Genomic DNA, 15,108 nt, shown 5'->3' on the forward strand with positions numbered 1-15,108 from the left:
ATCACGGTGCGGCCCTCGGCGAGCAGCGCGACGGCCCCGGCGGCGAGCGCGCCGTCCTGCCAGAGCGCCACATGGACGGCCCAGTCGGAGCGGCCCTCCTCGGAGAACTCGCGGGTGCCGTCGAGCGGGTCGACGATCCAGACGCGGTCGGCGGTCAGCCGGGCCTTGTCGTCCTTGCCCTCCTCGCTGAGGACGGCGTCGCCGGGACGGGCCGCGGCGAGCGCCGCCATCAGGAACTCGTGCGAGGCGAGATCGCCCGCGTCCTTCAGGGCCTTCGCGTCGGCGAAGCCGTGTTCGGCACGGAGCGCGAGCAGCAGCTCACCGGCCTCGGTCGCGAGCCGAGCCGCCAACGCGTGATCGTCTTCCCGCAATTTCCTAGTTCCCTATCGTTTGGGTCCGAGAACTCAGTATGAGCCATTCACAGAGCATGGAAGACGTTCTGGGTGGCTTCCAGCCCCCGAGCGACGACCGACTCCACGGCGTCGGCACCACGATCCACGAAGAACGCCAGCTCTTTCTTCTCCGACGCTGAGAAATCCTTGAGAACGAACGAGGCCGCGTCCATCCGGCCCGGCGGACGGCCCACCCCGAACCGCAACCGCAGATACTCCTTGTCGCCCAGCGACTTCGTGATCGACCGAAGACCGTTGTGACCATTGTCACCACCGCCCCGCTTCAGCCGGATCGCCCCGAAATCGATGTCCAGCTCGTCGTGGACGACGACCAGACGCTCGGCCGGCACCTTGTAGAAGTCCTTCAGCGCCTTCACCGGCCCGCCCGACTCGTTCATGTAAGACCGCGGCTTCGCCAGCACCACCCGCACCCCGCCGAGCCGGCCCTCCACCACGTCACACCGCGACCTGTGCGCCTTGAACCTCCCGCCCATCCGCTCCGCCAGCAGATCGACGACCATGAACCCGGCGTTGTGCCTGGTCCCGGCATAGCCAGGACCCGGATTGCCCAACCCGGCCACCAGCCACAGGTCTTCGCTCACCGCTCCCCTCCTCCAACGAGAAAGACCCAGCCGCTGAACGACGTCAGCGACCGGGTCTTTCATCACGAATGTGTTACTCCGCGGCGGGAGCCTCATCGAGAACCGCGACAGCCGCGACCTCTTCGTCGAGCACCGCACCCGCGAGGCTCGTGATCTGCAGCACCAGCGCGTCCTCCGAGCCGGCCAGCTTCACACCGCGCGGGAACAGCAGGTCACGAGCGTGCAGCACGTCACCCTCGGACATCGCGGCGATGTCCACCACGATCTCCGTCGGGATGTGGGTGGCCTCGGCCTCTACCGACACGGTGGTCAGCTCGTGCGCGAGCTGGCCGCCCTTGACCTCGCCGATCACGACGACCGCGACGTCCACGGTCACCGTCTCGCCGCTCTTCACCAGCAGCAGGTCGACGTGCTCCAGGAAACCCTTCAGCGGGTCACGCTGCACGTCCTTCGGCAGCGCCAGCTCCTCGCCACCGGAAAGGCCGGTGACGCGCAGCAGGACGTTCGGGGTCTTCAGGGCGAGCATCAGCTCATGGCCCGGAAGCGAGATGTGCTGGGGGTCGATGCCGTGCCCGTAGAGGACACCCGGCACCTTGCCCGCCCGGCGGGTGCGCCGAGCGGCACCCTTACCGAACTCGGAGCGCGGCTCGGCGGCGATGCGTACCTCGGACACGGCGAAAACTCCTCGTTGATGGCGCGTTTGTGCGTTAGTGCGATAATGCTTTCGATTCGACCCGGTCCGGGCCGTCTTCGGGCGCTACTCCGCGGCGCAGGCTTTTGAGCACAGCGCACAGCATGAGGCGCACACGGGTCCCAGAAGTCTAGCCGATGCTGAGACCCGGAAAGTGCCAAGGGCTCCAATGAAGAAGCACCGAAGGGCCGGACGGAACCCGTCCGACCCCTCCAGCGTACGTCCGTTATGACTCGCCGTCGAACAGAGACGTCACCGAACCATCGTGGAACACCTCGTCGATCGCCCGCGCCAGCAGCGGCGCGATCGACAGAACCGTCAGCTTGTCGAACTGCTTCTCCGCCGGAATCGGCAGCGTGTTCGTCAACACCACCTCCGAGATCCGCGAGTTCTTCAGACGGTCCACCGCGGGGCCCGACAGCACACCGTGCGTCGCCGTCACCACCACCCGGGCAGCGCCCTGCTCGAACAGCGCCTCCGCCGCCTTCACGATCGTGCCACCCGTGTCGATCATGTCGTCGACGATCACACAAGTACGGCCCTCGACCTGACCGACGACCTCGAACACCTTCACCTCGTTCGCGACCATCGGATCGCGACGCTTGTGAATGATCGCCAGCGGGCAGCCCAGCCGGTCCGTCCACCGCTCCGCGACCCGCACCCGGCCCGCATCCGGCGCCACCACCGTCACCTGCGAGGTGTCCAGAGTCGACGCCACATGGTCCGCCAGCAGCTCCAGCGCGAACAGGTGGTCCACAGGACCGTCGAAGAACCCCTGGATCTGCGCCGTGTGCAGGTCCACCGTGATCAACCGGTCGGCGCCGGCCGTCTTGAACAGATCGGCCATCAGCCGCGCCGTGATCGGCTCACGACCGCGGTGCTTCTTGTCCTGACGCGCATAACCGAAGAACGGCGCCACCACGGTGATCCGGCGGGCGGACGCGCGCTTCAACGCGTCCACCATAATCAACTGCTCCATGATCCACTGGTTGATCGGCGCCGTGTGACTCTGCATCACGAACGCGTCAGAACCCCGGACCGACTCCAGGAACCGGACAAAAGTCTCACCGTTCGCGAAGTCATAAGCAGCCGTCGGCACCAGCTCACAACCCAGGTTCGACGCCACCTCCTTCGCCAACTCCGGATACGCACGACCAGAGAAGAGCATCAGCTTCTTCTCGTTCTGCGTCTTGATACCACTCATTTGTCCCCCTCCTGGGTTCCGATCCCACGCGCCCGTTTCGCCGCTTCCGCGGCGGCAGTACCGGCGCGCTTGCGCTCGACCCAGCCCTCAACGTTGCGCTGCTGCCCACGAGCCACGGCCATGGCTCCCGGCGGCACATCCTTGATAATCACGGATCCGGCAGCCGTATAGGCCCCATCACCAACGGTAACCGGCGCGACCAGCATGTTGTCACTGCCGATCCGCACATGATCACCGACCGTCGTCCGGTGCTTCGACACACCGTCATAGTTCACGAACACACAGGCAGCGCCGATATTCGACCCCTGCCCGATGTCACCGTCGCCCACATACGTCAGATGCGGAACCTTCGAGCCCTCACCGAGAACCGAGTTCTTCATCTCCACATAAGTCCCGACCTTCGACCCGCGGCCCAACCGCGAACCCGGACGCAGATACGCGTACGGACCCACCGACGCCGCCGGACCGACCTCCGCATCGACCGCCACCGCACGCGTCACCCGCGCGTCCTCGCCGATCAACGTGTTGGTGATCGTGCAGTCGGGACCCACCTCGGCCCCCACCTGCACCACCGTGTGTCCGTGCAGCTGCGTGTTCGGATGCAGGACCACGTCCGGCTCCACCGCCACCTGCACGTCCACCCAGGTCGTCGCCGGATCCACCACCGTCACACCCGCCCGCATCAGACCGTCCAGAATCCGGTCGTTGAGCTGACGGCGCGCCTGCGCGAGCTGCACCCGATCGTTGACGCCCTGGGTCTCCACCCAGTCCGGCGCCTTGTAGGCGCCCGCACGGTGACCATCGTTGCGCAGGATCTCGACCACGTCGGTGAGATACTCCTCACCACTCGCGTTCGCGGTCGTCAGCCGCGCCAACGCCGCGGCGAGGAGCTTCCCGTCGAACACGTACAGGCCCACGTTCATCTCGTGGATCAGCCGCTGCTCGTCCGTCGCGTCCTTGTGCTCGACGATCGCCGTCACCGCACCGTCGGCGTCACGCAGAATCCGGCCATAACCGGACGGGTCGGGGATGTCCGTCGTGAGCAACGTCACCGCGTTGCCGTCACGGCTGTGGGTCGCGACCAGCTCGTGCAGGGTCTCGGCGCGCAGCAGTGGCATGTCGCCGTTGGCGACCACCACCACCCCGTCGAGATCCCCGGCGCCGTCCAGGGCGATCCGGACCGCGTGGCCCGTTCCGTTCTGTGTCTCCTGCACGACCGGCACGGCGTCCGGGGCGACCTCCGCGAGGTGCTCGATCACCTGCTCCCGGCGGTGCCCGACGACCACCAGCACCTGCTGGGGCTCCAGCGCACCCGAGGCCACCAGCACATGCCCGAGCATCGACCGCCCGGCGAGTTCGTGGAGGACTTTCGAGGTACGCGATTTCATCCGAGTGCCCTCGCCAGCGGCGAGGACGATCACTGCAGCCGGGCTCACTCAGAGGCTCCTGCGGATCGCGAAACGAGGACAGTCGGGCATCCGCCCCCGCACCCGGGTACAACCCGTCACCCATGGGGCGGCAGGCCGTTAACCCACCCGACATCTCCCAAGGATACCGCCCACCAGGACGATCACCCGCACCAACCCAGCCGCGTAGGCGGCGCGTCATCCCACACCCATGATCTGAGTGTGGAAAATTACCACAAATACTGCTCCGCCGGTAGGATTCGAACCTACAGATCTTCTGGACCAAAGCCAGCTGCGTTGCCAGTTACGCCACGGCGGACCGCGTCACCCCGCCACCAACCTCACGGTTTGTGCGTCGGGACGACTGCAGGAGCCAGGATACCGGTCGAGTCAGAGCCTTGTCGCTTCTGAATCCGGGCCAGACCGCAACCCATGGATCATCCTTCCTGAGCTTCTGCCAGCGCACGCGCTGCCGCCTCCTCACAACGAGCGGCCGCCTGCTCGGGCCCGAGCATCGCGGCGAAGGCCCAGCCCTCGATCCGCCGGTAGAGCTCCGCGCTCTTGGTGACGTAGACGTAGAGGCAACCCCGGTAGAGGCGTTGCTCCTCGGGCGAGTAGACCGTTCTGGCCTGGTGACGCTTGATCGTCGGTGGCTGGAATCTGCTCTCCTCAGCCCCGGCGAGAGCCGACCAGTAGGCCGAGGCCGCCGGAAGATCACCGTTCTCGTGAATATGGATCCTGAAACGGATTCTGCTCGACTCGATTCCGACCACCTGGAGGAAGCGCAGAAAGAAGACGATCACCTCGGGATCGCTGTTGATGAAGGTCACCCGCTCGCTACGCCGGTAGGGCTTGTCCTTCCCCCCTTCGCACCAGTACATGAGCGCGCCGAGCAGCTTGACCTGACGGTCGGTGAGGGAGCAGGAGCCCGGCTCGCCGAAGGCCCTCCCGGCCAGCGACTCGATCTCGTCAAAGAGCTCAGCTCCCTGACTGACACGCACACCGAGACAGCCCTTGTAGGAGTCCCCGACGTTCTTGCGGTTGGTCTTCCCTGCGGGCTTCACTGTCACCTTCCCGAACTGGCCAGCCTCCGCTCCGGTGACGTAACGCCAGTAGGAGAGCGCGGCTGGGATATCCGCGTCCTCATGGATCTGTAGGGAGAACCGCAACCGGTAACGCTCCACGCTTACCGCGTCGAGGAAACGGAGGAAGAGCTGGAACAGGCCGGGATCTGAGTTGGTGAAGACCACATGCCGTCCGCTCCGTCGTCCCGGCTTCGCTCCCTCGCACCAGTAGGTGATCGCGCCCGCGAGGAGGCGGTCGTCCGCCGTCAGCTCCCCGATCTCATCGATCGCCTCCAGCTTGGTGGCCAGCCGGAGTTCTTCCTTGGCGGCGCGGCGCTGGCCGGTGGCCGGGTTGTTGCGGCGGGATTCGACTCGGCGGCGGGTGGCTTCTTCTGGGGAAATGGGGTGGGGGAGGTCGCGGAGCCAGAGGGAGCAGGAGGATTTGGAGACGCCGAGGAGGGCGGCGATCTCGTTGTAGGAGTGGCCGGCGAGGCGGAGGGCGCGGGCTTGGTCGCGGAGGTCGTCTTTGGCGTTGGGGCGGGCGGTCCAGGCGGGGGGTGGGACGTCTCTTAATGCTTCCCAGAGGAAGGTTTCGGTGGTTCGGCCGGGTGGGAGATCGAGGGCCTGGCGGATCTGGGCGCGGGACAGGCCCTGGCGGCGGAGGGTGCGGGCTTGGACTGCGAGGTCGTCGGTGTACATGGGACGAAGGTAGAAGGGGGGTCTGACATTTTGCGGTCGGATGATCGCTGGGCGTTGTTGTTGCTGGTCGGAGGCCGGTCAGGGGGGTGGGGTGGTGAGGGTGGGGTGGGGTTCTAGGGCGGAGAGGCCGTTCCAGGCGAGGTTGACGACGTGGGCGGCGACTTCTTCGCGGCGGGGTTTGCGGACGTCGAGCCACCATTGGCCGGTCATGGCGACCATGCCGACGAGCATCTGGGCGTACATGGGGGCGTTCTTGCCGTCGAAGTCGTGGTCGTCGAACGCCTCGACGAGGAGGTGTTCGACGTGGGTGGCGATGTCGCTGATGAGGCTGGCGAAGGTGCCGGTGCCGGAGGCGGCGTGGCTGTCGCGGACGAGGATGCGGAAGCCGTCGGTGGATTCCTCGATGTACTGCAGGAGGGCGAGGGCGGCGCCTTCCAGCATCTGCCGGTAGTGGGTGCCGCGGGGCATCCCGTCGGTGACGAGCTGGAGGAGCTTGGCCATTTCGCGGTCGACGACGACGGCGTACAGGCCCTCTTTGCCGCCGAAGTGCTCGTAGACGACGGGTTTGGAGACGCCCGCTTTCGCGGCGATCTCTTCGACGGCGGTGCCGTCGAAGCCGCGTTCGGCGAAGAGGGTGCGGCTGATCTCGATGAGTTGTTCGCGGCGCTCTTTGCCGGTCATGCGTCGTCTTTGGGCTGCCACTCGTCCCATGATGCCGCAGGTGCGGGCGTGGGGTGGGTCAGGCGTCGACGGTGTCGGCGGTCCCGCGGCCGCTCGCGGAGGAGGCGCCGTTGTTCTGGGCGGGGATCTCCTCGTGGCCGCCTGGGTTGCGGCGGCGTGCTTTTTCGAGGGCGCGTTCGGCGCGGGCGGCGGCCTTCTCGGCCTGTGCGGCGGCTTTCTCGGCGCGGACGGCGGCGCGTTCGCGTTCTTTGGCGCGGCGTCTGGGGTCGAGGGAAGGCCGGGGTTCGAGGGCGGACAGGCCGTTCCAGGCGAGGTTGACGACGTGGGCGGCGACTTCTTCGCGTTTGGGTTTGCGGGTGTCGAGCCACCATTGGCCGGTGAGGGCGATCATGCCGACGAGCATCTGGGCGTACATGGGGGCGGTTCTGTCGTCGTAGTCGTGGTGGTCGAATTCCTTGGCGAGGAGGTGTTCGACCTGGCCGGCGATTTCGGAGAGGAGGCTGGCGAAGCTGCCGCGTCCGGTGCCGCCGTGGCTGTCGCGGACGAGGATCCGGAAGCCGGCGGTGGATTCCTCGATGTATTCGAGGAGGGCGAGGGCGGCGAGTTCGAGTTTGCGGTGGTAGTCGGTTTCGACGGTGAGGGCGTTGGTGACCAGGGTGAGGAGTTTGTCCATTTCGCGGTCGACGACGACGGCGTACAGGCCCTCTTTGCCGGCGAAGTGCTCGTAGACGACGGGTTTGGAGACGCCTGCTTTCGCGGCGATCTCTTCGACGGAGGTGCCGTCGAGCCCTTTGTCGGCGAAGAGGGTGCGGCCGATGTCCAGCAGCTGTTCTCTGCGTTCGCTGCCGGACATCCGCCGTCGTCTGTCGGAACTCATCAGGTCTGAACCTTAGGCCCGTTTCGCTTCGAGGCGTTCCTGTGTCGGCCAGCGGACGTCGCGGGCCCAGCCGAGCTTTTCGAAGATCCAGATGGTGCGGGCGCTGATGTCGATCTGGCCTTTGAGCACGCCGTGGCGGGCGGCGGTGGGGTCGGCGTGGTGGAGGTTGTGCCAGGACTCGCCGAGGGAGGGGATGGCGAGCCACCAGACGTTGCGGGCCTGGTCGCGGGAGGCGAAGGGGGTGTTGCCGAAGGTGTGGCAGATCGAGTTGATCGACCAGGTGACGTGCTGGACGAGGGAGACGCGGACGAATCCGGCCCAGAACAGCGCGGTGAAGAATCCGGCCCAGGACATGGTGACGAGGCCGCCGAGCGCCGCGGGCACGAGGAAGGTCGCGGTGACGATCAGGCCGAACGACTTGTGGATGCGTCGCATGTCGGGGTCGGCCTGAAGGTCTTTGGCGTATTTGTCGATGTTGGTGGCTTTGTCGGCGAACAGCCAGCCGTAGTGCGACCACAGGAGGCCCTTGAAGAGCGCTTTGGCGTTGTCGCCGTACAGCCAGGGGCTGTGCGGGTCGCCTTCCTTGTCGGAGAACTTGTGGTGGCGGCGATGGTCGGCGACCCAGTGCAGGACGGGGCCTTCGATGGCGAGGCCGCCGCAGATCGCGAGGGCGATGCGGAGCGGCCGGTTGGCCTTGAAGGAGCCGTGGGTGAAGTAACGGTGGTAGCCGACGGTGATGCCGCCGGCGGACAGGAAGTAGAAGATCGCGCCGATGACGATGTCCGACCAGCCCAGAGCCCAGCCCCAGGCGAACGGAACGGCTGCGAGCAGCGCGAGGAAGGGCACTCCGGTGAAGAGGACCACAAGGATCTTGTGGCTGGTGCCGTTGCGGTGCTCGGAGTAGTCGTCTGCCGGTCGGCGGGGGGCCTCGGCGAGGGGTGCTGCAGTCACAAAGGTCCGTCTCTCGTTAAGGGCGGTCATTCCTACGCCACCGTAACCTACGGTTCGGTAAGAGTGTAAGTGACCGGAGAGTGAACCGTTCCGGACTACCGGTGACGAGATCCGCCCAGGTCAGTGAGGTTCCGTTTTCTGGGCACGGGGTATTCCGGTCACTCTTCGCCCGGCTCCAGCGGCTGCAGGAACTCGAGGCGGTTGCCGAACGGGTCGGCGGTGAAGAACCGGGTGAAGCCGGGCACGGGGACGTCGTGCTCGATCGTGTGCCCGGCGGCGGACAGACGTTCCGCGACGGCGTCGAGATCGCTGACGATCAGTGCGGGATGGGCTTTGCGGGCGGGCCGGAAGTCGGGTTCGACGCCGAGGTGGAGCTGGAATCCGGGGCCCTGGAACCAGGCGCCGCCGCGTCCGGCCAGGGCGGGTGGTTTGGGGAGTTCGGTGAGGCCGAGGAGTTCGCCGTAGAAGGCGCGCAGGTCGGTCTCCCGTCCGGCGGGTGCGGCGAGCTGGACATGGTCGAAACCGATGATCATCGCTTCTCCTCTGGGCCCGGAAAAGGGGAGGACCGGGCGCCGCGGGCGGAGATCGTCCGTCGGCGGCGTCCGGTCGGGCCGGCCCTTGTTGCGGGGCCGGAGGGGTGACGGCGCGGTAGGCCGTCGGGGTAGGTGCCGCCCGCTATGGGAGTCGGCAGCACCGCAGGGGAACGTTTCGCCGCGTTCTCCCACTGCGGGCGGCACCTCGTCTAGGTCGCCACGACGAAGATCCTCCGGAAGGGGAAGACGGTGCCGTGGGCGGTCGGTGGGTAGGCCGCGCGCAGGCGTGCGGCGTAGTCGGCGAGGAAGTCGGCCGGGTCGTCGAGTGCGGCGAGGACGGGGCGGAGCGCGGTGCCCTTCATCCATTCCAGGACGGGGTCGGGGCCGTGCAGGAGCTGGCTGTAGGTGGTCTCCCAGGCGTCGACGCGCAGGCCGAGCCCGGTGAGGATCTCCTGGTAGCCGGCCGGTTCGAGGACGGGCCGCCAGCGCAGGGCGTCGGCGATGCCGTGGTCGGCGCAGGTGGCGCGGAGCAGTTCGTGGCTGGGTGCGGCGAAGTTGCCGGGGACCTGGAAGGCGAGGACGCCGCCGGGGGTGAGGTACTTCGCCCAGCGGGGCAGGAGTTCGACGTGGGAGGGAACCCATTGGAACGCGGCGTTGGACACGATGACGTCGACCGGTGCGGCGGGCCGCCAGGCGGTCAGGTCGCCGGTTTCGAAGTCGAGGCCCGGCGCGGCGTGGGCGCGGGCCTTCTCGATCATGCTGGTGGAGCTGTCGACGCCGAGCACGTTCGCGGCGGGCCAGCGGCCGGCGAGGGTGGCGGTGAGCTCACCGGAGCCACAGCCGAGGTCGACGACCGTGGCCGGTGCGTCGTGCCGGATGCGGGCCGTCAGCTCGAAGAACGCCCTGCTCCGCTCGTCGGAGTAGAGGGCGTACTGCGCCGGATCCCAGGTGTCTCTTGACATCAAGACATATTGTCGCAACAGAACTCTCTCGACGTCAAGAGACGGCCACCACAAATCTCGACATCAAGACAGGTACGGGTAGGGTGCAGGGATGCAAGACGAGGTAGACCGGCTGGTCGGCGCCTGGCGCGCGGAACGACCCGAGCTCGACGTGGAGCCGCTTCACGTGCTGAGCCGGGTGTCCCGCCTGTCCCGGCACCTGGACCGCGCCCGCCGCGCCGTCTTCGCCGCCCACGATCTGGAGTCCTGGGAGTTCGACGTGCTGACGGCCCTGCGCCGCGCCGGAGCCCCCTACCAGCTCAACCCCGGCCAGTTGCTGCGCGCGACCCTCGTCACCTCGGGCACCATGACCAACCGGATCGACCGGCTGGCCGCCGCGGGCCTGGTGGAGCGGCATCCCGACCCGCAGGACAAGCGCGGCGTCCAGGTGCGGCTCACCGCCGACGGCCTGCGCCGGGTGGACGCCGCGTTCGGCGACCTCATCGACCGGGAGCGCGAACTGCTGGCCGGGCTCGCCGAGTCCGACCGCAAACAGCTCGCCGACCTGCTCCGCACCCTGCTGATCCCCTTCGACCGGGATTAGCCCTCGGCCAGCTCCAGCCATGCCATCTCGATCTCGTCCTTCTCGTCCAGGACGGCCTTGAGCTGCGCGTCCAGGTCGAGGAGCTTGGCGTGGTCGGTCGCGGCCCCCGCCATCTCCTCGTGGATCTTGGCTTCGCGCTTGGTGAGCTTGTCGAGCTGCCGTTCGAGCCGGTCGAGTTCCTTCTGGGTCTTCCAGTCGGCCTTGGTCGCCGTGACGGCCGGTTTCGCCGCCGCGGCCGCGGGCGTGGACGGCTTGCCCGCGGTACCGGCCGCGACCCGGTCGAGATACTCCTCGACCCCGCCGACCAGCATCCGGATCGTGCCGTCGCCGAGCAGACCGTGCACGGTGTCGGTGACCCGCTCCAGGAAGTACCGGTCGTGGCTGACCACGATGAGGGTGCCGGGCCAGCCGTCGAGGATGTCCTCCAGCTCGGTCAGGGTCTCGATGTCGAGGTCGTTGGTGGGCTCGTCGAGCAGCATGACGTTCGGCTCGCCCATCAGCAGCCGCAGCACCTGGAGCCGGCGCCGCTCGCCGCCGGACAGGTCGCCGACGGGCTTCCACTGGTCGTCGGTGCGGAACCCGAGCCGCTCCAGGAGCTGGCCCGCCGTCCACTCGCGTTTGCCGACGGTGATCCGCCGGGCGATCTCCTCGACCGACTCCAGGACGCGCCGGTTCGGGTCGAGTTCGGTCAGTTCCTGCGAGAGGTGGGCGAGCTGGACGGTCTTGCCGCGCACGACCTTTCCCGTTTCGGGTTCGGCCGTCCCGGCCAGCAGCCGCAGCAGCGAGGTCTTGCCGGAGCCGTTGACGCCGACCAGCCCGATCCGGTCGCCGGGGCCGAGCCGCCACGTCACCTGGTTGAAGATCGGCTTCGGCCCGGCGTGGTAGGTGACATTCTCAAGATCGTAAACGGTCTTGCCGAGGCGGGCCGTGGCGAACCTGGTCAGCTCGACCGAGTCGCGCAGCGGCGGGACGTCGGCGATCAGGGCCTGCGCGGCGTCCACCCGGAACTTCGGTTTGGTGCTGCGGGCCTGCGGGCCGCGCCGCAGCCACGCCAGCTCCTTGCGCATCAGGTTCTGCCGCTTGGCCTCGGTGGAGTCGGCGATGCGGGTCCGTTCGGCCTTGGCCAGGACGTAGGCGGAGTAGCCGCCCTCGTACCGTTCGACCCGGCCATCGACCACTTCCCAGGTGCGGTCGGTGACCTCGTCCAGGAACCACCGGTCGTGGGTGACGACGACCAGCGCCTCTTTCCGGGACGCCAGGTGCCGCGCCAGCCAGGTGATCGCTTCGAGGTCGAGGTGGTTGGTGGGCTCGTCCAGCATGATCACGTCGGATTCGGGGGTGAGGAGCGCGGCCAGCGCCACCCGCCGCTTCTCGCCGCCCGACATCCCGGTGAGCGGCGCGTCCAGGTCGAGCCCCGGCAGCAGCCCGTCGAGGATGTCGCGGATCCGCGCGTCGCCCGCCCACTCGTGCTCGGCCCTGTCGCCGAGGACCACGGACCGGACGGTCGCGGTGTCGCCGAACTCGTCGCGCTGCACCAGGTAGGCGAGCCGCAGCCCCCCGGTGTGGGTGACCCGTCCGCTGTCGGGCTCGGTCCGCCGCGCCATGATCGCCATCAGCGTCGACTTGCCGCCGCCGTTCCGCCCGACGATCCCGATGCGCATCCCGGACTCGACCCCGAGCGAGACCTCGTCCAGCAGAGGCGACGGCGTGTACGCCTTGGAGACGCTCTCAAGATTGATCAGATTCACAACAACGCCCTCTTACCCGCAGAAACACTGTCCATCAGGCGTTGATCCCATGGATTCCCCCGTCACCGTGCGTAGGAAACTCTACCGGCATCGGCTGCCGCGGGTTCTCCTCCGACCGTCCAGGACCGCTCGGGCGGGCGGTCAGTCGCAGCTTGAGGAGGAGCTGGAACCGCTGTCGGAGCTGGAGGAAGAGGAGGAGCCGCTGTCGGAGGAGCAGGAGCTGTCGGAGGACGACCAGCCGCTGTGCGAGGAGTGCCCGCCGTCGTAGGAGGACGGGTAGTCGACGAACGAGGACGAGTGGTCGTAGGACGACGACGAGGTGGAGGTCGGGGCACCGTAGCGGGCACGGTTCTCGTGGCGGGGGTGGGCGTGGCCGCCGTTGTTGTAGGTGGCCTCGGCGAAGAAGGCGTCGAGCGGAGAGCGGGGCATCGCCTCGGTGACCCGCCTGGTGGTGGACCGCACCGTCAGCATGACGATCGTGACGATCACCAGCAGGAACGACAGCGGAATCATCATGATCAGCGCGATCTCGACCATCTCAGCCCCCTTCAGGCTCGTGTCATGAGATGAGACGCCGCGCCAGGATCAGCGGTTCGGAACCCCTCACAGGACGGTCGCGCCGGGGACGGGGCCGGAGGCGCGGACGACGGAGCGGGCCACGTCCATGCCGCCGAGGGCGACCGCGAGGTCGAGGGCGTGGTCGGCGTCGGCGGCCAGGAAGGCGCAGGTGGGTCCGGAACCGGAGACCAGGGCGCCCAGGGCGCCGAAGTCGCGGCCCGCGGAAAGGGTGCGCTGGAGGGAGGGTCGGAGGGTGAGGGCGGCGGGCTGCAGATCGTTCGACAGGGCCGCGCCGAGTGCGGGGGCGTCGCCGGAGGCGAGGGCGGCGAGCAGTTCGGGCGACTCGTGCGGCCAGCCGACCTGCGCGGAGTGCGCGGCCCGGATCTTGTCGCATTCGGCGTAGACGGCCGGGGTCGACAGACCGCCGTCGGCGAGCGCGAACACCCAGTGGAACTCCCCCGAGGTGGGCAGCGGGGTGAGTTTCTCGCCCCGCCCGACCCCGACGGCCGTGCCGCCGAGCAGCGCGAACGGCACATCGCTGCCGAGCACCCCGCCCAGCTCCAGCAGCGTTTCCCGGGAGGTTCCCGCTTCCCAGAGGGTGGCGCAGGCCAGCAGCGCGGCGGCGGCGTCGGCGCTGCCGCCGGCCATCCCGCCCGCCACCGGGATCTCCTTCCGGATGGTGATCTTGACGGTGGGTTCGACGCCGAGATGCGCGGCCAGCAGCGCCGCCGCACGGCCCGCGAGGTTGTCGGGCGTGGTCGGCACCCCCGTGATCGACGCGCCTTCGACGGCCACCGTCAGCTCCGCCGCGGGCTCGACCGTCACCTCGTCGAACAGGGAGACGGCGTGGAACACGTTGACGAGGTCGTGATACCCGTCGTCCCGCAGCGGGCCGACGCCGAGCTGGAGGTTCACCTTGGCGGGGACCCGCACGGTCACAGTGTTCACAGCGCTCCGATTCCGATCAGACAGGCCGGTGTTCGGCGATCCGGGCGAAAGCCTGCACGTCCAGCATTTCTCCGCGCGCGGTCGGGTCGACGTCGGCGGCCCGCAGCGCGGACTCGGCGGCGGCCGCCGAACCGGCCCAGCCGGCGAGCGCCGCGCGCAGGGTCTTGCGGCGCTGGGCGAACGCCGCGTCGATCACCGCGAACACCTCTTCACGGGACGCGGTGGTGCGGGGCGGTTCGCGCCGGGTGAACGCGACGAGCGCCGAGTCGACGTTCGGGGCCGGCCAGAACACGAACCGTCCGACGCTCCCGGCCCGCCGGGCGGAGGCGTACCAGGCCATCTTCACCGACGGCACCCCGTAGATCTTGCTGCCGGGCCCGGCGGCGAGCCGGTCACCGACCTCGGCCTGCACCATGACCAGGCCCTTGCGGAGCGAAGGCAGCAGCTCCAGCAGATGCAGGACCACGGGCACCGCGACGTTGTAGGGCAGGTTCGCGACCAGCGCGGTGGGCGGCGGCCCCGGGATCTCCTTGACGCGCATCGCGTCGTCGTGGATCACCTCGAACCGGTCGACGAGCTCCGGCGCGCGCGCCGCGACGGTCGCGGGCAGCGCCCCCGCCAGCACCGGGTCGAGCTCCACGGCGATCAGCCGGGACACGGCGGGCAGCAGCGCCAGGGTCAGCGAGCCGAGCCCGGGACCGACCTCGATCGCCACGTCGGACGGCTCCAGCTCGGCCGACCGCACGATCCGCCGGACCGTGTTGGCGTCGACCACGAAGTTCTGCCCGAGCTGCTTGGTCGGCCGGACGCCGAGCGCCGCCGCGATCTCCCTGATGTCGGCCGCCCCGAGCAGCGCCGCCTCACTGTCCCCCACCGTTCCATCCTCCCATGCGACGGCGGCCGTCCCGGTCGCGCAGGGAAGACGGCCCTGTTCAGGGGGCGAACAGGTGGCGGCCGCAGGTGGGCCACTGGCTCTGCCAGCGGCCGCCGACCTTGCGGTACAGGAGCTGGGCGCGGAGTGTCTGCTCGGCCACCGACGCGCGGTGCGGCAGGCCCGTCCCGCCGACGGCGCGCCACGCCGACCGGGAGAACTGGTAGAGGCCGTAGTAGCCGGCCTCGTTGACGGCCGTGGGGTCGCCGTGCGACTCGCACGCCGCCATCGCCTGCCAGTTGAGCCGGGCGACGGGGCCGGTGAGCTGCGCCAGCGCC

17 protein-coding genes and 1 tRNA gene are annotated in these 15,108 nt (G+C 68.6%); 1 reads left to right on the plus strand and 17 read right to left on the minus strand.

What is annotated here, in order from left to right; all coding sequences use genetic code 11:
- From ACYVE7_RS15485 to ACYVE7_RS15540, 12 genes are all read right to left on the minus strand, one after another.
- Positions 1-350: inositol monophosphatase family protein (locus tag ACYVE7_RS15485; protein ID WP_460365390.1), on the minus strand; the 350-nt coding region annotated here is incomplete at its 3' end.
- 68 nt (positions 351-418) lie between these two features.
- Positions 419-994: an aminoacyl-tRNA hydrolase gene (gene pth / locus ACYVE7_RS15490; RefSeq protein ID WP_460365391.1), complete on the minus strand. Its 576-nt coding sequence runs from the start codon at positions 992-994 to the stop codon at positions 419-421.
- 73 nt (positions 995-1,067) lie between these two features.
- Positions 1,068-1,667 carry a 50S ribosomal protein L25/general stress protein Ctc gene (locus tag ACYVE7_RS15495; protein WP_460365392.1) on the minus strand — a complete coding sequence of 200 codons (600 nt, stop codon included), beginning with the start codon at positions 1,665-1,667 and terminating at the stop codon, positions 1,068-1,070.
- Between the two features lie 244 nt (positions 1,668-1,911).
- Complete coding sequence (locus ACYVE7_RS15500) at positions 1,912-2,889, minus strand: ribose-phosphate diphosphokinase (RefSeq protein WP_460365393.1); 978 nt, start codon at positions 2,887-2,889, stop codon at positions 1,912-1,914.
- A complete protein-coding gene (gene glmU, locus ACYVE7_RS15505) occupies positions 2,886-4,277 on the minus strand; it encodes a bifunctional UDP-N-acetylglucosamine diphosphorylase/glucosamine-1-phosphate N-acetyltransferase GlmU (RefSeq protein WP_460365406.1) in 1,392 nt (463 codons plus the stop codon). The genes ACYVE7_RS15500 and glmU overlap by 4 nt, the downstream gene beginning before the upstream one ends.
- A gap of 263 nt (positions 4,278-4,540) precedes the next feature.
- Positions 4,541-4,614 (minus strand) — tRNA-Gln (locus ACYVE7_RS15510).
- Between the two features lie 118 nt (positions 4,615-4,732).
- Entirely contained in the window at positions 4,733-6,058 is a 1,326-nt protein-coding gene (locus ACYVE7_RS15515) for a hypothetical protein (protein WP_460365394.1), read from the minus strand.
- 78 nt (positions 6,059-6,136) lie between these two features.
- Positions 6,137-6,739 carry a TetR/AcrR family transcriptional regulator gene (locus ACYVE7_RS15520; RefSeq protein WP_460365395.1) on the minus strand — a complete coding sequence of 201 codons (603 nt, stop codon included), beginning with the start codon at positions 6,737-6,739 and terminating at the stop codon, positions 6,137-6,139.
- Between the two features lie 58 nt (positions 6,740-6,797).
- Positions 6,798-7,616 carry a TetR/AcrR family transcriptional regulator gene (locus ACYVE7_RS15525; protein WP_460365396.1) on the minus strand — a complete coding sequence of 273 codons (819 nt, stop codon included), beginning with the start codon at positions 7,614-7,616 and terminating at the stop codon, positions 6,798-6,800.
- A gap of 12 nt (positions 7,617-7,628) precedes the next feature.
- Entirely contained in the window at positions 7,629-8,567 is a 939-nt protein-coding gene (locus tag ACYVE7_RS15530) for an acyl-CoA desaturase (protein WP_460365397.1), read from the minus strand.
- A 158-nt stretch (positions 8,568-8,725) separates the two neighbouring features.
- On the minus strand, positions 8,726-9,100 hold the full coding sequence (locus ACYVE7_RS15535) for a VOC family protein (RefSeq protein ID WP_460365398.1): 375 nt from the start codon (positions 9,098-9,100) through the stop codon (positions 8,726-8,728).
- Between the two features lie 209 nt (positions 9,101-9,309).
- Positions 9,310-10,062, minus strand: coding sequence for a methyltransferase domain-containing protein (locus ACYVE7_RS15540; protein ID WP_460365399.1), 753 nt, complete (start codon positions 10,060-10,062; stop codon positions 9,310-9,312).
- A gap of 91 nt (positions 10,063-10,153) precedes the next feature.
- On the opposite strand from ACYVE7_RS15540, the gene ACYVE7_RS15545 reads away from it, so the two are divergent.
- The gene (locus ACYVE7_RS15545; protein WP_460365400.1) at positions 10,154-10,645 is read left to right on the plus strand and encodes a MarR family winged helix-turn-helix transcriptional regulator; all 492 of its coding nucleotides are present in this window, start codon (positions 10,154-10,156) and stop codon (positions 10,643-10,645) included.
- Here the strand turns inward: ACYVE7_RS15545 and ACYVE7_RS15550 are convergent.
- The 5 genes from ACYVE7_RS15550 to ACYVE7_RS15570 all read right to left on the minus strand — a co-directional run.
- Positions 10,642-12,393 (minus strand): ABC-F family ATP-binding cassette domain-containing protein, encoded by a 1,752-nt coding sequence (locus ACYVE7_RS15550; RefSeq protein WP_460365401.1) that lies wholly within the window; start codon positions 12,391-12,393, stop codon positions 10,642-10,644. The two genes, ACYVE7_RS15545 and ACYVE7_RS15550, sit on opposite strands and share 4 nt — an antisense overlap.
- A 141-nt stretch (positions 12,394-12,534) precedes the next feature.
- A complete protein-coding gene (locus ACYVE7_RS15555) occupies positions 12,535-12,930 on the minus strand; it encodes a hypothetical protein (protein WP_460365402.1) in 396 nt (131 codons plus the stop codon).
- Between the two features lie 66 nt (positions 12,931-12,996).
- Positions 12,997-13,899 carry a 4-(cytidine 5'-diphospho)-2-C-methyl-D-erythritol kinase gene (locus ACYVE7_RS15560; protein ID WP_460365403.1) on the minus strand — a complete coding sequence of 301 codons (903 nt, stop codon included), beginning with the start codon at positions 13,897-13,899 and terminating at the stop codon, positions 12,997-12,999.
- A gap of 16 nt (positions 13,900-13,915) precedes the next feature.
- Positions 13,916-14,773, minus strand: coding sequence for a 16S rRNA (adenine(1518)-N(6)/adenine(1519)-N(6))-dimethyltransferase RsmA (gene rsmA / locus ACYVE7_RS15565; protein WP_460365404.1), 858 nt, complete (start codon positions 14,771-14,773; stop codon positions 13,916-13,918).
- 58 nt (positions 14,774-14,831) lie between these two features.
- On the minus strand, positions 14,832-15,108 hold a 277-nt coding region (locus ACYVE7_RS15570; RefSeq protein WP_460365405.1), incomplete at its 5' end, for a transglycosylase family protein.

This window comes from Actinocorallia lasiicapitis (assembly GCF_054778695.1).